This is a genomic window from Dyella agri, from assembly GCF_044904705.1.
Classification (GTDB): Bacteria; Pseudomonadota; Gammaproteobacteria; order Xanthomonadales; family Rhodanobacteraceae; genus Rhodanobacter_A; species Rhodanobacter_A agri.
On sequence record NZ_JADIKL010000012.1, the window covers coordinates 61,084 to 79,430 of the forward strand.

The 18,347-nt window shown below is 65.5% G+C and carries 16 protein-coding genes; 9 read left to right on the forward strand and 7 right to left on the reverse strand.

All coding sequences use genetic code 11. The annotated features are described in order from the left end of the window. Window positions 1-11: 11 nt before the first annotated feature. Window positions 12-1,958: a ribosomal protection-like ABC-F family protein gene (gene abc-f / locus ISP14_RS16740; protein ID WP_404542030.1), complete on the reverse strand. Its 1,947-nt coding sequence runs from the start codon at window positions 1,956-1,958 to the stop codon at window positions 12-14. 134 nt (window positions 1,959-2,092) lie between these two features. On the opposite strand from abc-f, the gene ISP14_RS16745 reads away from it, so the two are divergent. The 6 genes from ISP14_RS16745 (at window position 2,093) to ISP14_RS16770 (ending at window position 6,736) form a co-directional block, all read left to right on the forward strand. After that, window positions 2,093-2,446 carry a hypothetical protein gene (locus tag ISP14_RS16745; protein WP_404542032.1) on the forward strand — a complete coding sequence of 118 codons (354 nt, stop codon included), beginning with the start codon at window positions 2,093-2,095 and terminating at the stop codon, window positions 2,444-2,446. 127 nt (window positions 2,447-2,573) lie between these two features. Continuing rightward, the gene (locus ISP14_RS16750) at window positions 2,574-3,608 is read left to right on the forward strand and encodes an agmatine deiminase family protein (protein ID WP_404542035.1); all 1,035 of its coding nucleotides are present in this window, start codon (window positions 2,574-2,576) and stop codon (window positions 3,606-3,608) included. 47 nt (window positions 3,609-3,655) lie between these two features. Beyond that, window positions 3,656-4,546 carry a carbon-nitrogen hydrolase gene (locus tag ISP14_RS16755; protein ID WP_404542037.1) on the forward strand — a complete coding sequence of 297 codons (891 nt, stop codon included), beginning with the start codon at window positions 3,656-3,658 and terminating at the stop codon, window positions 4,544-4,546. Between the two features lie 160 nt (window positions 4,547-4,706). Then, entirely contained in the window at window positions 4,707-5,939 is a 1,233-nt protein-coding gene (locus ISP14_RS16760) for a TraB/GumN family protein (RefSeq protein ID WP_404542039.1), read from the forward strand. A 103-nt stretch (window positions 5,940-6,042) separates the two neighbouring features. Further along, window positions 6,043-6,372 carry a c-type cytochrome gene (locus ISP14_RS16765; protein WP_404542041.1) on the forward strand — a complete coding sequence of 110 codons (330 nt, stop codon included), beginning with the start codon at window positions 6,043-6,045 and terminating at the stop codon, window positions 6,370-6,372. A 13-nt stretch (window positions 6,373-6,385) separates the two neighbouring features. Next, the gene (locus ISP14_RS16770) at window positions 6,386-6,736 is read left to right on the forward strand and encodes a c-type cytochrome (RefSeq protein ID WP_404542042.1); all 351 of its coding nucleotides are present in this window, start codon (window positions 6,386-6,388) and stop codon (window positions 6,734-6,736) included. Between the two features lie 75 nt (window positions 6,737-6,811). On the opposite strand, the gene ISP14_RS16775 is transcribed toward ISP14_RS16770, so the two are convergent. After that, window positions 6,812-7,420 (reverse strand): NfuA family Fe-S biogenesis protein, encoded by a 609-nt coding sequence (locus ISP14_RS16775; protein ID WP_404542044.1) that lies wholly within the window; start codon window positions 7,418-7,420, stop codon window positions 6,812-6,814. Window positions 7,421-7,574: 154 nt separating this feature from the next. Here ISP14_RS16775 and ISP14_RS16780 point away from each other — a divergent pair, with 154 nt between their 5' ends. Further along, complete coding sequence (locus ISP14_RS16780; RefSeq protein WP_404542047.1) at window positions 7,575-7,916, forward strand: 4a-hydroxytetrahydrobiopterin dehydratase; 342 nt, start codon at window positions 7,575-7,577, stop codon at window positions 7,914-7,916. A 2-nt stretch (window positions 7,917-7,918) separates the two neighbouring features. Then, complete coding sequence (locus ISP14_RS16785; protein ID WP_404542049.1) at window positions 7,919-9,421, forward strand: lysostaphin resistance A-like protein; 1,503 nt, start codon at window positions 7,919-7,921, stop codon at window positions 9,419-9,421. Here the strand turns inward: ISP14_RS16785 and ISP14_RS16790 are convergent. Further along, window positions 9,399-10,403, reverse strand: a complete 1,005-nt coding sequence (locus ISP14_RS16790; RefSeq protein ID WP_404542051.1) for an RluA family pseudouridine synthase — start codon at window positions 10,401-10,403, stop codon at window positions 9,399-9,401. The genes ISP14_RS16785 and ISP14_RS16790 overlap by 23 nt on opposite strands. 332 nt (window positions 10,404-10,735) lie before the next feature. Here ISP14_RS16790 and ISP14_RS16795 point away from each other — a divergent pair, with 332 nt between their 5' ends. Beyond that, window positions 10,736-13,789: a ribonuclease E/G gene (locus tag ISP14_RS16795; RefSeq protein WP_404542053.1), complete on the forward strand. Its 3,054-nt coding sequence runs from the start codon at window positions 10,736-10,738 to the stop codon at window positions 13,787-13,789. An 80-nt stretch (window positions 13,790-13,869) separates the two neighbouring features. Here ISP14_RS16795 and ISP14_RS16800 read toward each other — a convergent pair whose 3' ends face one another. The 4 genes from ISP14_RS16800 to ISP14_RS16815 all read right to left on the reverse strand — a co-directional run bounded on the left by ISP14_RS16800 (window position 13,870) and on the right by ISP14_RS16815 (window position 18,347). Beyond that, entirely contained in the window at window positions 13,870-14,523 is a 654-nt protein-coding gene (locus tag ISP14_RS16800) for a response regulator (protein ID WP_404542055.1), read from the reverse strand. Window positions 14,524-15,351: 828 nt separating this feature from the next. Further along, window positions 15,352-15,861, reverse strand: coding sequence for a hypothetical protein (locus ISP14_RS16805; protein ID WP_404542057.1), 510 nt, complete (start codon window positions 15,859-15,861; stop codon window positions 15,352-15,354). A 797-nt stretch (window positions 15,862-16,658) separates the two neighbouring features. After that, window positions 16,659-17,219 carry an FAD-dependent oxidoreductase gene (locus ISP14_RS16810; protein ID WP_404542060.1) on the reverse strand — a complete coding sequence of 187 codons (561 nt, stop codon included), beginning with the start codon at window positions 17,217-17,219 and terminating at the stop codon, window positions 16,659-16,661. 132 nt (window positions 17,220-17,351) lie between these two features. Further along, window positions 17,352-18,347: an aldo/keto reductase gene (locus ISP14_RS16815; protein ID WP_404542062.1), complete on the reverse strand. Its 996-nt coding sequence runs from the start codon at window positions 18,345-18,347 to the stop codon at window positions 17,352-17,354.

Here is an 18,347-nt window from a genome sequence, read left to right on the forward strand (position 1 = left end):
GACGCGGGCACTCAGGCTTCCAGCGACTCATACAAGGCCATCCACTCCGTTTCTAGCGTTTCCTTCTCGCGGCGCAGTTCGGCCTGCTGCTGGCTGAGCTTCATCAGCGCGGCGGTGGGGCCGTTGTAAGTTTCCGGATCGGCCAGCTTGACCTCCAGCGCCGTCAATTCGCCGTCGATGGTGGCCACGCGCGCTTCGATCTTCTTCACGCGCTGCCGCGTGGTCTTTTCGTTCTCGCGCAACTGGGCCGCGGCGCGACGCCGCTCCTCGGGAGATTCGACCGGTGCGGCAGGCTTGGTGTCGGCCTTGGCGGCCTTCTTGTTTGCCGCCCCACGCGCGCGCAGCCAGCGCGCGTAGTCGTCGAGGTCGCCGTCGAACGGCTCCACCACGCCATCGGCCACGCGCCAGAAGCTGTCGCTGACCATGCCGAGCAGGTGGCGATCATGCGACACCAGCACCAGCGCGCCGTCGAAGTCGGCCAAGGCGTCGGCCAGCGCTTCGCGCATGTCGAGATCGAGGTGGTTGGTAGGCTCGTCGAGCAGCAGCAGGTTGGGCTTGTCCCAGGCGATCAGCGCCAACGCCAACCGTGCGCGTTCGCCACCCGAGAAACCGTCCACCGATTCGAAGGCGCGGTCGCCGGCGAAGTTCCAGGTACCGAGGAAATCGCGCAGCACCTGCGCGGCCGCGTTCGGCGCCTTGTCCTGCAAGTGGTCGAATGGGCTGGCGCCCTCGCGCAGGCTTTCCACCGTGTGCTGGGCGAAGTAGCCGATCCTGAGATCCTTGTGCGCCTTGCGCTCGCCGCCCATCGGCGACAGCTCGCCGACCAAGGTCTTGACCAAGGTGGATTTGCCCGCGCCGTTGGGGCCGAGCAGGCCGATGCGCTCGCCGGCTTCGAGGCGGAAACGCACATCGCGCAGGATCACCGTAGCCTCGCGGCTGGCCACGTCGTGGCCGGGCAGATGATCATCGCCCTCCTCGCGCGAACCGGCCGGGTAGCCGGCGGTCACCTCCTCCAGCTGCAGCATGGAATCGGGCACGCGGTCGGGCTTGGCGAACTGGAAGTGGAACGCGCGCTCGGCACGCACCGCCTCGGTGCCGGCCATTTTCTCCAGCCGCTTCATACGCGACTGCGCCTGTTTGGCCTTGCTGGCCTTGGCCTTGAAACGGTCGATGAAGCTCTGCAAATGCGCGCGCTCGGCCTGCTCGCGCTCGTGGGCAATCTGCTGCTGGCGCAACTGTTCCGCGCGCAGACGTTCGAAGGCGCTGTAGTTGCCGGTGTAGAGCCGCGCACCGCCGTCGACCAGGTGCAAGGTGTGGTCGATCACGCCGTCGAGGAATTCGCGATCGTGCGAGATGATCAGCAAGGTGCCCTGGTAGCGGCGCAGCCATTCCTCCAGCCACAGCACGGCGTCGAGGTCGAGATGGTTGGTGGGCTCGTCGAGCAGCAGCAGCTCGGACGGTGCCATCAGCGCGCGCGCCAGGTTCAGGCGCACGCGCCAGCCGCCGGAGAATTCCTTCACCGCACGTTCGTGCGTCTCCGGGGCGAAGCCCAGGCCGTGCAGCAGGCGGCCGGCGCGGGCACGGGCGTCGTAGCCGTGCAATTCCTCGATACGGTGGTGGGCACGCGCCATGGCCTCACTGTCGCCGCGCGCCTGCGCATCGGCCTCGTCGCGCAGCACCGTGGCGAGTTCCACGTCGCCGCCCAGCACGTAGTCGATCGCCGGATCGGGCAGCGCCGGCGTCTCCTGCGCCACCGAGGCCAGGCGCAGCTTCGTCGGTAGGTCGATGTTGCCGGCGTCGGCCTCGACCAGGCCTTGCAGGGCCGCGAACAGGCTGGACTTGCCGCAGCCGTTGCGGCCGATCACGCCCAGCCGCCAGCCGCCCTGGATCACCAGGTCGATGTCGGACAGCAGCAGGCGGCTGCCGCGGCGCAGGGCAAAATGGCGGAACGCGATCATCGGGACACTTCGAATCGGGCGGACGGCCGACCATGATAACGGCTATGCGGGTCACACCCGTCGCAACTGCCCGTGGAACAGCGCAAACAGTTCTGCTACAACGACGCGGCAACGCCTTGCGCGGAGAGGGGACCATGTTCAAGCATCGCCACAGCCTGCCTTTGCTGGCAGCACTCGCCATCAGTGTCGGTGCCGCCGGCTACGCCGTGCCGCAACCGGCCCAGGCCGACAATATGCTGATCCACCGCGTGCAGCAGGAAAAGGGCATGAACCTGCCCACGCGCGGCATGAGCATGGCCCAGGTCGAACAGCGCTACGGCGCCCCGCAGCACAAGCTTTCGCCGCGCGGCGGCGACGCGAAGAAGCACCCAGTGATCAACCGCTGGGAATACGCGAACTTCATCGTCTACTTCGAGCACGACCACGTGATCCATTCCGTGCTCAACACGCCGGCCGGCAACAACACCAATCCCGCCGCGACGAACTGAACGGTGCGACTGACCAGCGGCCCGTGGCGACACGGGCCGCTCTGTCGTGCGCGCGCGGCCCCGCTCCCGTAAACTTCGCGGCCCGACGCCTTGGCGGCGTCGCCCCCACCTGCGCGAGATGCCGAACATGACCGAACCCCGCTGGCGCCTGCCCGCCGAATGGGAGCCGCAAGCTGCGGTGCTGATCGCCTGGCCGCATGCCGGCACCGATTGGGCTGAACGGCTGGCCGAAGTGGAAACCACCTACGTGGCGCTGGCCGCGGCGGTCGTCCGTTTCCAGCGCCTGGTCGTGGTGGTGGCCGATGCTGGGGTGCGCGCCCACGCCGAAGCGCTGTTGCGCGGAGCGGGTGTCGACCTCGACCGCATCCGTTTCATCGAACTGCCCTACGACGACACCTGGCTGCGCGATTCCGGCCCGATCACGCTGAAGGCGGACGACGGTCGCTTCCAGCTCGCCGATTTCCGCTTCACCGGCTGGGGCGGCAAGTTCGGCGCCGAACAGGACGACGCGCTGATCGCCGGCCTGGTCGCAGCCGGCGTGTTCGGCCAGGCCGGGCACCGGCGCATCGACTGGGCGCTGGAGGGCGGCGGCATCGAAAGCGATGGCGCCGGCACCGTGCTCACCACCTGGAAGTGCCTGCACCAGCGCCATCCGGAGCAAAGCCGCGAGGCGATGGACGCGATCCTGATGGACAGCCTGCACGCCGGGCGCATCTTGTGGCTGGACCACGGCTACCTGGAAGGCGACGACACCGACGCGCACATCGATACCCTCGCCCGCTTCGCACCCGGCGAGCACATCGTGTACCAGGCCTGCGACGACGCGGGCGACAAGCACCACGGCGAACTCGCCCGCATGGGCGAGGAACTGGCCGCGCTGCGCACCGTCGACGGCCGCCCCTACCCGTTGCATCCGCTGCCCTGGGCGCAGCCGATCGTCGACGAGGGTCGCCGCCTCGCCGCGTCGTATGCGAACTACCTGATCGTCGATGGCGCGGTGCTGGTGCCCGCCTACGGCGACGCGGCCGACGACGAGGCCGCACGCATCATCGGCAGCGCCCACCCGGGCCGCGTGGTGGTGCAAGTGCCCTGCCGCCCGCTGATCTGGCAGAACGGGAGCCTGCACTGCATCACCATGCAGTTGCCGGCCGGCTTGGTGTGAGCCGCGTCGGCTAGAATGCACGGTTCGGTAGCACGAGGATTCATCCGATGACCCGCAAGACGCTCAAGGTCGCGCTGTTGCAGGAAACCGACCGCGGCAGCCGCGACGCCAACCTCGACGCGATCGAGGCCGGACTGCGCGAGGCCGCCAAGGCCGGCGCCGAACTGGTGCTGCTGCAGGAGCTGCACAACGGCCCGTATTTCTGCCAGCACGAATCGGTCGACCTGTTCGACCTGGCCGAGAGCATCCCCGGCCCCAGCACGGCGCGCATCGGCAAGCTGGCCGAGGAGCTGAAGCTGGTGGTGGTGGCCTCGCTGTTCGAGAAGCGCGCGGCCGGGCTGTACCACAACACCGCGGTGGTGTTCGACCGCTCGGCAGCGATCGCGGGCAAGTACCGCAAGATGCACATCCCCGACGATCCGGCGTTCTACGAGAAGTTCTATTTCACCCCGGGCGACCTCGGTTTCGAGCCGGTCGACACCTCGGTGGGCCGCCTCGGCGTGCTGGTGTGCTGGGACCAGTGGTATCCGGAAGCCGCGCGCCTGATGGCGCTGGCCGGTGCGGAATTGCTGCTCTACCCCACCGCGATCGGCTGGGATCCTAACGACGCGCAGGACGAAAAGGATCGCCAGCGCGAGGCCTGGGTCACCGTGCAGCGCGGTCACGCGGTGGCGAACGGCTTGCCGCTGCTGGCCTGCAACCGCACGGGCCTCGAGGCCGATCCCTCGGGCACGGGCGCCGGCATCCAGTTCTGGGGCACCAGTTTCGTGGCCGGGCCGCAGGGCGAATTCCTCGCCAAGGCCGGTACCGGGCAGCGCGAGTTGCTGCTCGCCGAGATCGACATGCAGCGCAGCGAGCACGTGCGCCGCATCTGGCCGTTCCTGCGCGACCGCCGCATCGACGCCTACGGCGATCTGCTGAAGCGCTTCAGGGACTGATGTTTGCCTTTGCGGTCGTTCTTGATCGCGGGCTTCGCAGCTGCGGCCATCCCGGTCGTGGAAGTCAGATGAACAGCCGTCCCCGACCGCACTTTTGACTTGCTTCGCGCTGGGCGCATCCCCATGCTTGGATTCTCTCCGTGACCGGTATGCCCTGCGCATGAGTGTTCCCGACCCCGCCCTGCCCTTGCCCGCCGCGCTGAAGGACCAGCCGATCGAGCGCGTCGAGCGCGACGGCGTGGAGTACGTGGTGCTGGGTACCGCCCATGTCTCCCGCACCAGCATGGAGGCGGTCGAGGCGCTGCTGGAGCGCGAGCATTTCGACGCGGTGGCGGTGGAGCTGTGCGAGAGCCGTGCGCAAGGCATGCGCGATCCGGACGCCTTCAAGCGCATGGATCTGTTCCAGGTGATCCGTCAGGGCAAGGCCGGCATGGTTGCCGCCAGCCTGGTGCTTTCCACCTTTCAGAAGCGCCTCGCCGAGCAGTCCGGCATCCAGCCAGGCGCCGAGATGAAGGCGGCGATGGACGGCGCCGAGGCGCGTGGCCTGCCGTTATGGCTGGTCGACCGCGAGGTCGGCACCACGCTGAAGCGCGCCTGGCACAGCGTGGGTTTCTGGCAGCGTTTCGGCCTGCTCGGCGGCCTGCTGGCCAGCGTGTTCGAGCGCGAGGAGATTGACGCCAGCGAGATCGAAAAGCTCAAGCAGGGCGACATGCTTGAGAGCGCGTTCAGTGAATTCGCCAACGAATCCAAGCCGCTCTACCAGAGCCTGATCGGCGAGCGCGACGCCTACATGGCCGCGCGCCTGCGCGAGGAAGCCGCGCGCACGGCTGCCGGCGTGCCCCGCCGCGTGCTGGTGGTGATCGGTGCGGGGCACTTGAAAGGCATGTGCCACCTGCTGCGCGAACAGCAAGGCGATCCGGCGACAAGCGTCGCCGAGCTGGCGCAGACGCCACCGAAGGCGCGCTGGCCGAAATGGCTGGCCGTGGGCCTGGTGCTGGCGGTGTTCGTGGCGATCGCCTTCGCCTTCCACCGCAATGCGGCGCTGGGCACGCAGGCGCTGACTGCCTGGGTGTTGTTCACCGGTGGCTTCGCCGCGCTTGGGGCGCTGGCGGCCGGAGCGCATCCGCTCAGCATCCTCGCGGCCTTCATCGCCGCACCGATCAAACCGTTCCGCCCCGGCATCCCCGCCGGCGGCATCAGCGCCATGGCCGAGGCCTGGGTGCGCCGCCCGCGCGTGGCCGACTTCGACAGCTTGCGCGACGACATCATGCATTGGAGCGGCTGGTGGAAGAACCGCGTGGCGCGCACCTTGCTGAACTTCTTCCTGGTCAGCCTGGGCACCATCGTCGGCGAGTACAGCGCGGGCATCCACATCTGGCGCAGCCTGTTCTGAGCTGCGGCACTACGGCAGGTTGTCCGTCTCCGGAACTGCTGTCTATACTGCGGCGGTTGTTGTTTTCAATCGCATCTGTCGCCGCACCTGGGGAACGATCTCGATGATTCGACTGCAATTGCTTGGTCTGGCAGCCGCTGCCGCCTTGCTGGCCACCGCCAGCGCGCACGCCGAGGGCGACAAGGCCGCGGGCCGCGCACTCGTCTACACCTGCGCCGGCTGCCACGGCGTGCCGGGCTACTCCAACGCCTATCCGGACTATCCCGTGCCGAAGATCGCCGGGCAGAACGAGCAGTACCTCGTCAATGCGCTGAACGGGTACAAGAGCGGTGACCGTGGCTATCCGACGATGCAGGCGCAGGCGCAAAGCCTGTCCGATCAGAACATCAAGGATATCGCCGCCTACCTGTCCAGCCTCACGCCGATCAAGTAATCAAGGATCCCGCATGCAACGTGCACTTGCCCTGCTTTCGCTCGGCGCCGTCCTGGCGTTCGCTTCCGCCCCATCGCTGGCCAGCGGCAACGCCGCTGACGGCAAGACCAAGGCTGCCGCCTGCTTCGCCTGCCACGGCGCCGATGGCAACTCGGTCGACCCGCAGTACCCGCGCCTCGCCGGCCAGTACAACGAATACCTGCAGCAGGTGCTGCGCGAGTACAAGAACGGCGAACGCAGCAACCCGATCATGAAGGGCATGGTCGCCACGCTGTCCGATCAGGACATCGAAGACATCTCTGCTTACTTCTCCAGCCAGCCGACCAAGCTGGATACGCTGAAGGGACACGTGCAAGGCGACTGATCCCTCGCCCGTCGCGATCCCGCAACGAGAAAGCCCGCCTTCCGGCGGGCTTTTCCGTTTGGCGGATCGCGTATCTCAACCCAGCGCCGACTTGCCCTCGTGCTTGTTGTAGTACGGCTGCTTGCCGTCGCTGTGGTCGGTGGCGTCGCGCACTGCGGTGATTTCGGGAATGCGTTCGCGCAAGGTCTTTTCCACCCCCTGCTTCAAGGTGACGTCGACCATGCCGCAGCCGTGGCATCCACCGCCGAACTGCAGCTTCACCACGCCCTCCGCATCAACCTCCAGCAAGGTGACGCGACCGCCGTGCGACGCCAGCCGCGGATTGATCTCGGCCTCCAGCACGTAACGCACGCGCTCGATCACGCCAGCTTCCAGTCCCGGCACGTCGCCCTTGATCTTCGGCGCGCGGATGTTCAGCAGGCCACCGGTCGCATTCGGCTCGAAGTCGATGCTGGCACCGTCCAGCCACGGTGCGCTGTCACCCTCGATGTGGAAGTCGAAGCCGGCGCACTCGATCGTCCATTCGTTGCCGGCCAGCTCGGCCGGTTCGCAGAACTCCAGTTCGCAGTTGGCCGCCGGCGTGCCCGGTGCGGTCACGTGCAGGCGGATACTCAAGCCCTCGTTGCCCTGCTGTGCCAGCAGGCGGCGGAAATGCTGCTGCGCGCGTTCGGAAATCTCGATCATGCTTCACCTGTGGCGGATGGCACAGCGAGCATGTACACACGGCTCGCCGAATCAGCACCATTTTAGTACTGTTTTGTCGATGCTGCGGGCTTTGACATTTGCGCGCGCAACTTCGACGCTGCGCAGCCTCGCCGTTGCCTTCCCCGGAGCCCTTATGAACATCCACGATTTCGCCAGCCAGCATTGCCAGCCGCGCAAGGGCAAGGAGCATGCGCTGAGTGCCGACAAGATCACCCAGCTGCTGCAGCTGCTGCCCGATTGGACGCTCACCGCCGATGGTCACGCGATCGTCAAGGACTTCCGCTTCCCCGACTTCCGCCACACGCTGGGCTTCATCAACGCGGTGGGCTTCATGGCCAACCACGAAGACCACCACCCCGACATCGAGGCGGGTTACGGCCACTGCCAGCTGCTGTGGTCCACCCACGACGTGGGCGGACTCTCGCTCAACGACATCATCTGCGCGGCCAAGGTCGAGGCGCTGCTGGCGCACTGAGCGTGCAGCGATTCCTCACGCGGACACTGGCTGGCGCCGGCTTCGCGCTGCTGGTCGCGCTGACGCTGCTCGGCCTGCGCGAACTGGCTGCGGGAATCACCGCGCATCACCTGCAAGGTGTGGCGGACCAGCAACTGTTCCGGCTCGAACACGCTGAGCCGCTGTGGCAATGGCAGCTGCGCCAACCGCACGACCTCGTGGCGGGACGCGCCTTCGGCACCGCCGACGTGCAGCGCATGGATGGCGGCCTGCGCATCCGCAGCCGCGACGGCACGCCATTCGAACTGGGCCTGCCGGTGAGCGGCATGCTCGATCCGGGGCACTGGCCGTTGCTGGCCTTGCAGGGCGAGGCCGATGTGCCGTTCCGCTTGGGCGTGGCCTGGCAACCGCAGCTGGGGCAACCGGGCTGCCTCGGCTGGCAGGACACGCCGGTCGCCGCCGGTCCGCTGCGCATCGTGGTCGATCTGCGCCGCCTGCACTGGCAAGGTGTCGATGGTAGCGACTGCGCCGCGCCGCAGCGAATCGAAGTGCTGCGTCTGCGGCTGCTGCTGCCCGCCCAGGCGTCGCTACGCCTGGACGACGTGGCGCTGCGTCGCGATGCGCCTCTGTCCATGCCGGCCCAGCCGCCGTTGCAGCTGTCGTCCGATCCGGCGACGGCCACGCGGCAAGTCGCCGATCCAAGCTTGCCTGCCGCTCCCTGGATCGCCCTGCCGGCCGACGCATCGGCTGAGATGCAACTGGCTCTGCGCCAACGGGTCTGGCGGCAGCGACCGGGAGCCTTGATTCTTCCGCATGGCGACGCGCCGGAGGCCCGCAGCGGATCTGGCGTCCCTGGCTGGCTGCCCTGGTTCGGCGCCATCGGCTATCTGCTGGTGCTGGCCGGCCTGGCCTTGCGGCCGCCGCGCTCGCCGCAGCGGCGCTGGCTGGAACTCGCCGCCTGTCTTGCCGGCCCCTTGTGGCTGGTCGTCGGCTTGCAACTGGGTCTGCGCCTTACCCTGCCCGGCCTGCTGGCTTTTGGCGGCGCGCTGCTGTTCGCGGCACAAGCCGAATGGCGGCAGCGACCGGCAGTGTGGCGCTGGCTCGGCGACTGGCACGCCTGGCTTCTGCCATTCGCCTTGTTGCCGCTGGCGCTGCTGCTGATCGCGGGGTGCGGCTGGCACTTCACCGCACCCGCGCCCGGCCACGTGCTGACCTACCTGTTGTGGGCGGCCTTGCAGCAATGGCTGATGCTGGCCGTGGTGCTGCGTCGCCTCGAAGGGAGCCGGCTGCATCCCGTTTTCGCTGTGCTGCTCACCGCCATCGCGTTCGCGCTGATGCACACGCCGAACGGCAGCTTGATGCAACTCTGCCTGCTGGCCGAGCTGTGGTGGGCATGGTGCTTCCGGCGTACACGCGCGTTGCTGCCAATTGCCGTGGCGCATGCTGTCTGCGCCTTGCTGGTGGAAGCAGGCCTGGTGGGCGGCCTGCTCCGTTCGCTGGAAGTCAGCGCCCGTTTCTTTCTTTAGCGGCGGCCTGGATGTACGGGAGGTGCTTGCCCTTCACCGCGAGCACGTCGAGAAACGTTTTCAGATCGTCCGGCAGCGGCGCGGAAAAACTGTACAAGCGTCCGTCCAGCTCGAAGCTGAGATGCGAGGCGTGCAGGAACAGCCGCTGCAGCCCCATATCGCGGAAACGCTTGTTCATCTCGCGGTCGCCGTACTTCGGGTCGCCCGCCAACGGGTAGCCGACGTGGGCGGCATGCACGCGGATCTGGTGGGTACGGCCCGTGCCCAGGGTGGCCTGCATCAGGCGGGCGCCGGGGTACTGCTCCATCTCGCGGAAGAAGGTGAGCGAGGGCTTGCCGTCGTCGCTGACCCGCACCATGCGCTCGCCACCCTGCAGGATGGACTTGCGCAGCGGCGCGTTGACGTCGAACTTGGCCTTGGGCGGGTGGCCGACCATCAGGCACAGGTACTGCTTGGTCACCTCGCCGGCACGGATCGCCGCCTGCAGACCGGTCAGCCCGGCCCGCGACTTGGCGAGTACCAGCACGCCGCTGGTATCCCGGTCGAGCCGGTGGACCAGTTCCAGCGACTCGTGCGGACGCGCCGCGCGCAGCAGCTCGATCGCCCCATGGCTGACTCCGCTGCCGCCGTGGCTGGCGATGCCCGAGGGCTTGTCGATCACCAGGAAGTGCTTGTCCTCGAAGATCACCGTCTCGGCGAGCGACGAGACCAACGCATCCGGCGCCTCCCTTCCCTCGGGCCGTTCAGCTACACGGATCGGCGGAATTCGAAGCATATCGCCATCGCTGAGACGCGTATCGGGCTTTGCCCGCTTGCCGTTCACCCGCACCTGACCAGTGCGCAAGAGGCGGTAAATCATGCTTTTCGGCACCCCTTTGAGCAGGGTCGCCAGCGCGTTATCGATCCGCTGGCCGTCCCGCTCGGGGCCGATCGCGACTTGACGCACACCGTGAGGTACGTCGCGGGAAGTTGCCGTCTGCATTGAAAAAAACCTGTCGAAATAGGATACTCGGCGAGCGTCAATCCCAGCCCACCGAGACCGGTTCGGGCCGGGGCCCCGCCCGTCACGCCGGCGAGGATTGCGCCGACTGCCTGACGGCAGCGGTCGCGACTCCCTTTCATCGTAACGGTTCGGGCCGTCGTTTGCCCGAAGCTTTGTGGCCAGGGCGCGACTGACGCAGCTGACCGAACATCCGGGCGCCGGGAACGGCGCCGTCACATGAGCCGCTCCACCGCAGCGGCGCGATCCCCGGCAGGCCGCCATTCCGGCGCCACCGCGGCACGCGACGCGCGGGCGAGCCGAGGAAAACTACAATGAAGCGCATGTTGATCAACGCAACTCAGCGTGAAGAGTTGCGCGTGGCCATCGTCGATGGCCAGAACCTCTACGATCTAGACATCGAAATCCCCTCCCGCGAACAGAAAAAGGCCAACATCTACAAGGGCCGCATCACCCGCGTCGAGCAATCCCTGGAAGCCTGTTTCGTCGACTACGGCGCCGAACGCCACGGCTTCCTGCCGCTGAAGGAAATCGCCGACCAGTACTTCACCCCCGGCCTGAACCCGCACAAGTCGGGCATCCGCGAACTGCTGAAGGAAGGCCAGGAAGTCGTCGTCCAGGTCGAGAAGGAAGAGCGTGGCAACAAGGGCGCCGCCCTGACCACCTTCATCTCGCTGGCCGGCCGCTACATGGTGCTGATGCCGAACAACCCGAAGGCCGGCGGCGTCTCGCGCCGGATCGAAGGCGAGGACCGGCAGGCGCTGAAGGAAGCCCTGGAGCACGTCACCGTGCCCGACGACGTGGGCCTGATCGTGCGTACCGCCGGCCTGGGCCGCGACGCCGAAGAGCTGCAGTGGGACCTGGACTACCTGTTGACGCTGTGGCGTTCGATCTCGAAGGCCGCCAGCGACCGCAAGGCGCCGTTCCTGATTTACCAGGAATCCAAGCTGTTCATCCGTGCCCTGCGCGACTACCTGCGCAGCGACATCGGCGAGATTCTGATCGACGAGGAATCGCTGTACGAGGACGCCCGCGAGTTCATGCAGCAGGTGATGCCCACCTCCCTGCGCAAGCTCAAGCTGTACAAGGACGACACCCCGCTGTTCAGCCGCTACCAGATCGAGACCCAGATCGAGAGCGCGTTCGACCGCCAGGTGCGCCTGCCCTCGGGCGGCTCGATCGTGATCGACCAGACCGAAGCGCTCACCGCGATCGACATCAACTCGGCCAAGGCCACCAAGGGCTCGGACATCGAGGAAACGGCGTTCAACACCAACCTCGAGGCTGCGGTGGAAATCGCCCGCCAGTGCCGCATCCGCGACGCCGGCGGCCTGATCGTGATCGACTTCATCGACATGGACAGCCCGCGCCACCAGCGCGAGGTCGAGGAAAAGCTCAAGGATGCGCTGAAGCTCGACCGTGCCCGCGTGCAGGTCGGCCGCATCTCGCGCTTCGGCCTGCTGGAACTTTCCCGCCAGCGCCTGCGCCCCAGCCTTGGCGAAGCCACCCAGATCGTCTGCCCGCGCTGCGAAGGCCACGGCCACATCCGCAGCGTGGAATCGCTGGGCCTGTCCACCTTGCGCCTGATCGAAGAGCACGCGATGAAGGACAACACCGGCCAGGTGCTGGTGCAGGCCCCGCCGACGGTGGCCAACTTCCTGCTCAACGAGAAGCGCGCCAGCGTGGTCGAGATCGAACTGCGCCACAAGGCGCACGTGGTGATCGTCGCCGACGACAAGCTCGAGACGCCGCATATCGAGATCCAGCGGATCAAGGAAGCGGACATGGGCGAGCACAGCAAGCCCAGCTACGAGCGCATCACCGCGGTCGAAGCCGCGCCGCTCCCGAAGATGGGACAGGCCCTGGGCAGCAACGAGCAGCCTGCAGTCAGCGGCATCGTGCCCGCCACGCCGGCGCCGGTGCGCGAAGAGACCCCTGCCCCCGTCCAGCAGCAGCCTGCGCCACGCCGTCCGGCGGCGCCCGCCCCGGTCGCCGCCGCCCCGAGCGGCGGCATCATCTCGCGCCTGTTCGGCTGGTTCCGCAACAGTGCCGAGGCGGCGCCTGCGCCAGCGGCCGCGCCAACGGCCGGCAACGACAGCAGCAATAATGCACGCGGCAACCGCCAGCAGCAGCCACGCCGCGACGAGCGCAACCGCAACGCGCAAGGTGGCAACGCCAATCGCCAGCGCCGCGATGGCGGCACGCCGTCAGGCAAGCCGAACCAGCAGCAGAACGCGCAGCAGCAGAACCGCAACAACCGCCAGCAGGGCAACGAAGGCGCATCGCGCCAGCCTGCCCAAGCCAATGCGCAGGCATCGAAACAGGAACGCCAGCAGCAGTCTCGCGCCAACAACGCCGACGGCAACAAGGCGGCCCAGCCCGAGCGCGCCGAGCGCAAGCCGGCGGCCCCGGCCCCTGCCGCCGTCGCAGCAGCACCGAAGCCGGAAGCACAGGCTCCGCGCCCCGCCGCGCCGGTCGCGCCCGCCGAAGCCGTCGACGAAGCCAAGCTGGCCGCCGTGCCGGTGGTCGCCGGTCAGGAAGCCGCCGACGCCGCTGCCGGTGATGCCGACAGCCCTTCGCGCCGTCGCCGTGGCCGCCGTGGCGGCCGCCGCCGCCGCCGTCACGACGATGCCGCCGCCGGCACGACGCAGAACGCCGAGGAGATCCGCGAACTGGACGACGAGGATCGTGACGAGGCCCATGGCACGGACGCGGATGCCGAGCCCGTGACCACGCCGGTCGCCGCGGCACTGGCTGCATCGGCTACCGCCGACACCGTGGCAGATGCCGAGCACGTTGCGCAGGCACCGGCACCGGCGCCGTCTGCACCGGTCGCACCCCGTGCCGCGCCCGCGCCGCGCAACCCGCCTGCGCCGGCAGAGTCCGCGCGCGTGGTGCTGACCGAAGCACCGCTGGCGGCAGCCGTTGCCACCGCTTTCAGCCTGCCGCCGCTGCCGCCGATCCCGGAGAAAAAGCCTGCGGCGACGAGTTCGCCGGCGTCAGACGTAGCGCACGAGGCCGATGCCACTCACGTCTCCGCTGGTGAGACGAATCAGGCAGACGAGCCTGCTTCGCCGGTCGAAGCCGTTGTAGAAAAGCTGGCCGACAAGGAAGCGGTTGCCCCGACGCAGCCTCCTGCCCCGGCACCGTCTGCAAATGCAGAACCGCAGGTAGAGGCCCCGCATGCTGCCGTCAACGGGCATGCTGCTCCGCCGGTGACCTTGCAGCCGCGACAAGGCGATCTGCTGGGTTCCGTCGATGCCGCACCGACGACGGCCGAACCCGATGCGACGGCCGAGCCCGAGACGAAACCGGCTGAGACGCCCGCGGACCCCGCGGCAGAGCCGAGGCAGGACGCAGCCCCTTGAGGTGATGCCTGTGCATCCATCCACAAAAAAGCCGGACCCAGGTCCGGCTTTTTTGTGGATGCGTTTCCGATGCTATGGATTCAGACACCCACCTGGTGATTCGGTGCGTCGATCAGACCATGCGCCGTCATCAAGTGGGCCAGCCCCAGCACGTGGTCCACGCGCAGCTTTTCCATCAGGCGCTGCTTGTAGGTCGATACCGTCTTGGGACTGAGGTTGAGCTGCTCGCCGATCATCGTGAGCGGTTTGCCGCGCACCAGCATCATCGCCACTTCCAGTTCGCGGCTGGACAGAACATCGAACGGCGAACTGCTGCCGTCCAGCGTGGCCAGTGCCAGTTGCTGCGCCACCGCCGGCGCCAGATAGCGCCGGCCGGTGGCCACCTGGCGCACCGCCGTCACCAGCTCATCGGCACTGCAGCCCTTGGTCAGATAGCCGGAAGCGCCGGCATCGAGCAGGCGCTTGGGAAAGCGCCCGTCGTCGACCACGGTGACCACCACGATACGCGTGGCCAGCCTGGCCCGGCTCACCCGCTCGGTAAGTTCGATACCGCTCATGCCCGACATATGCACGTCGACCAAGGCGATCTCGGGCTTGAGGCTGCGGATCAGGCGCAGACCGTCCTCCGCACTGGCAGCCTCGCCGCAGATGCTCATATCCGGCTGCTGCTGCAGGATCATCCTGAAACCCGTTCGCACGAGTTCGTGGTCGTCGATAAGCACGATTTTGATCATGCATTGCCCTCCTTGATGGTTGCTCCTGGTTGCCGACATGCCTATGCCGCGGGGTCGTGAAGCACGCACTGCACGACGTCACCAAAGCAAGGAAACTAGGAGGCTTTGCTGGAGGATGCAAGCAAAACAGCGATCACGCTGCCACGGAATCTTGGTGTACACCTGCTGCATCGCCCCTCAATCCTGCATGCAGCGCCACGCGCATCGGCCCATCGGCGCCCTCCATATCCACGCAGATATTGCGACCGCTGCGCGAGTGCCCATCGCATGCCAGCCTGCGCGCCAGCTTGATCGCTAGGCCCAGCACCATCCACCGAAACAAGATGATGTTGCCGCGTCAGATGTTCGCCAGATCTGCAGCAGCCGACGTGAGCAACCCAAACACATGCTCGCATATCTCTGCGCCTCGACCTCGGTGCGGAAGAACGGTGGGTAGATCGAATCCACGCGCCTCTTTCCGCATACCTTGTCGTGCCTGATACAAGCGCGCTATCGACGTTTTTGTCCGCCGCTGAGAGGCGGTACTCGTCGCTGTCTAAGCCCACTCCATATTGTGAGTTTTACTCACATCAAAACCCATGAAAATCTGCCTAGCAGCGGATTTCATGGGGCTTTTTTGACAGGAATTGGTGCGCTGAAAGCAACAAAAAGCCGCGTGCCATGCGACCAGCAGGACAGTGCCCCCCGACCCTAGCCAGCTTGCTGGCGATACGCGCCCCTGCCTCCACCATCAGCCAGTCGGCGCTACAGACACCGCCGACTGGTGCAACGGAAGTGGGTTTTCAACCACAAAAACGACCACCTGGATAACCGGCAAAGCCGGACCTGTCATGGATCCACCGTTGCCGCCGCCGGCGGCAACACCACGACCTGGATGACATTACCGTTGCGATCCGTGACGACGACAATAGTGCCGTTGAGGCCGGTGTATACGACATGCCCACTGCACGGGCACTGCCCATCCCCTGCCGCCAGGGGTGCAGCCACGTCATAGGGCTGGACAACGCCATATTGCTTGGCATTCGGAAGGATTACTTTAGCCGAAGCAAGATAACCGATCGGAAGCGTAAAGTACCCGCTACTCGTCATTGCAACTGCCGCCACCACTGCCCGGTCCAGATTATTGATCTGTACGTAGGTGACGCCGTCTTTATCTATCTCATAAACGTGGAATTTTTTGTCCTTGCTGACATCGGGCACGTTGGGAAGCGCCATACCCAGGCCAACAATTGTGCTGTCCTTGGCGTTTTGTGTCGCTATCGATTCCACAGGCATCGATAGGAACCCGACGAATAAAAACGAAATAAACAATCCAATTCCCGCAAGGCGCGACTTCATCAGCACCATCTCCTTTGGCTGTAGCCACCGCAAATGACATTGCTCCCGCAAAGGGGCGACGGCTCGACTGGTTGTTACATCAGTGACGAACCCGCCCCCCCAAGGACCAACCAAGCTGCAACGAAGGCAACAGGGTTGCTATCGGGAAATGGCGCGCGATGGCGTAGGCGCCGTCTGGCGCCATGTAAGCGGGTGAAGCTGTACGTACCAAGGGTACGTGCCTCTCGACACACCGGGAGAAATCATGAAGTGGCCCAGGATGCCGGCAGTTCCAGCCATCGCGGTAGCGTGGCCTGGCGCTTCGATGGCGTCACTTGTGCATGATCACACGCCATAGCTCATCGAATGTACACACCTCGAAACTGGAGATTCGAGCAGCCCTGCTTCAAGAAACGTGCGCGTGGCACAGACGGCGGAAACTCATATACCGGCAACTTATCCTGGCCAATGCGTTTGATCTGATCGGCGTTTTCCCGCAACCGACTCAGGACTTGAGGCAATGAAAAAGCCCCGAAAACGGGGCTTTGAGGGTTTGCTGGATGTTGCTTGATGCTCAAATGGTGCCAAGAGGAGACCATGAAATGCGGCAAATCCTTTGAAAACAAGGAAATTTAGGAATGAACCGCGTCATTTTGCACCCAAATATATACCCAAAATGGCGGCATTGCTCAGCTCACACGCCCACTTTGGATACGGAACGGCTTAAGCTCCCGGATCACGTTGACCCAGCCGCGATAACCAACCCCTATCTCCTTTGTCCGGGCACCTGCTCTCGACGAGCTACGGGTAGCGCACGTCTACGAATCAGGCCAGACGAGTGACCGATGGATCTGGGCACCTGCCCATGCCCCGTCCGCTACGGCGAGTGAGACCGAATGTGGTGCCCGAGCGACATCGCCACAGGCAAATACGCCTGGCGCGCTGGTCTCCTTTGTGTCACCGGTCCATATCTGCTTACCCATAGGTATCTCGACCATCCTGCAATCGAGCTGTTTCGCGATTGGAGAGGAGGGCTCGTTATGCGGCGCGGTGAACACCCCGGCGAAAGCCATTCTTCTTTCGTCAGTGAGTATGACCTCGACGTTTCCGCTGATCCGTTCGATCAGACCCGATTCGATCGATACCCCTCGGTGGACCAAGTCATCCCTGGTGGCTTTATCGATTTCAAGGGCACCGTTTAGGAAGAACGTGGTGTCTCCCCACTCTGGAAGCAGTTGCGCCTGATGGATGGACATCGGGCCCGTGGCTATCACGGCGATCCGTCCGCTGTCGAGCTCGTAACCGTGACAGTACGGGCAGTGAAAGATGCTTTTTCCCCAGCGCTCGGATAGGCTGCGGATTCCGGTCGAACTGAGCACCGAATCCGGCAGACGCTGAACACCCTACCGGTGCTGGCCATGGGGCTGTACGCCACTCATGGCCGTATATAGAAAATGCCGGCTACCGCCCTCAGCAGGGCCTTACGTATCGTCTATGACCAACGCCTCGGATCACATCCCCGTCATCTTTAGCGCGGCCTCGGGCAACCTTTCGCCTTGAACTTGGACCTTAGCTGCCCCCGTATTGATCTCATCAAGATCATTTAGAGTCAGGTTAAGAGCAACGGCGGCAAGATTCTCCTCGAGCCGGTGCAACTTGGTGGTTCCCGGAATGGGTGCGATCCACGGCTTCTGCGCCAGAAGCCAGGCAAGGGCGACCTGAGCAGGCGTGGCACCCTTGCGATCGGCAACTGATTTCACGACATCGACCAGCGCCATGTTGGCCTTGCGCGCCTCCGGCGAAAAACGCGGCACGCTGTTTCGGAAGTCGGTTGGGTCGAACTTGGTGTTCTCGTCGATCTTGCCGGTCAGGAAGCCAGCGCCCAAGGGGCTGAAGGGTACGAAGCCGATGTTCAGTTCTTCGAGTGCTGGCAGCAGCTCGACCTCCGGGCCACGCCAGAACAGCGAGTACTCGCTCTGAACGGCCGTTACTGGCTGCACGGCATGCGCGCGTCGAATCGTCTGGATACCGGCCTCTGACAAGCCGAAGTGTTTGACCTTGCCTTCCGCAATCAACTCTTTCACCACGCCAGCGACATCCTCGATGGGCACCTGCGGATCGACACGGTGTTGAAAGAGCAGATCGATGTGGTCAGTGCGCAGGCGTCGCAGGCTGCCCTCGACCGCCGCCCTGACATGCTCCGGGCGGCTATTGGTGCCACTGCCGCGTTCACCGGTATCGGGCTTGATGTCGAAGCCAAACTTCGTCGCGATGACGACCTTGTCGCGAATCGGTGTCAGTGCCTCACCAACGAGGTCCTCATTGACGAATGGCCCGTAGGCTTCGGCGGTGTCAAAGAAAGTGATGCCCCGGTCGTAGGCCGTACGGATGAGAGCGATCATGTCCTTCTTGTCCGCCGCCGGGCCGTAGGCGGAACTCATACCCATGCAACCGAGCCCAAGCGTGGAAACTTCGAGGTTATCATTGCCAAGTTTGCGATATTTCAT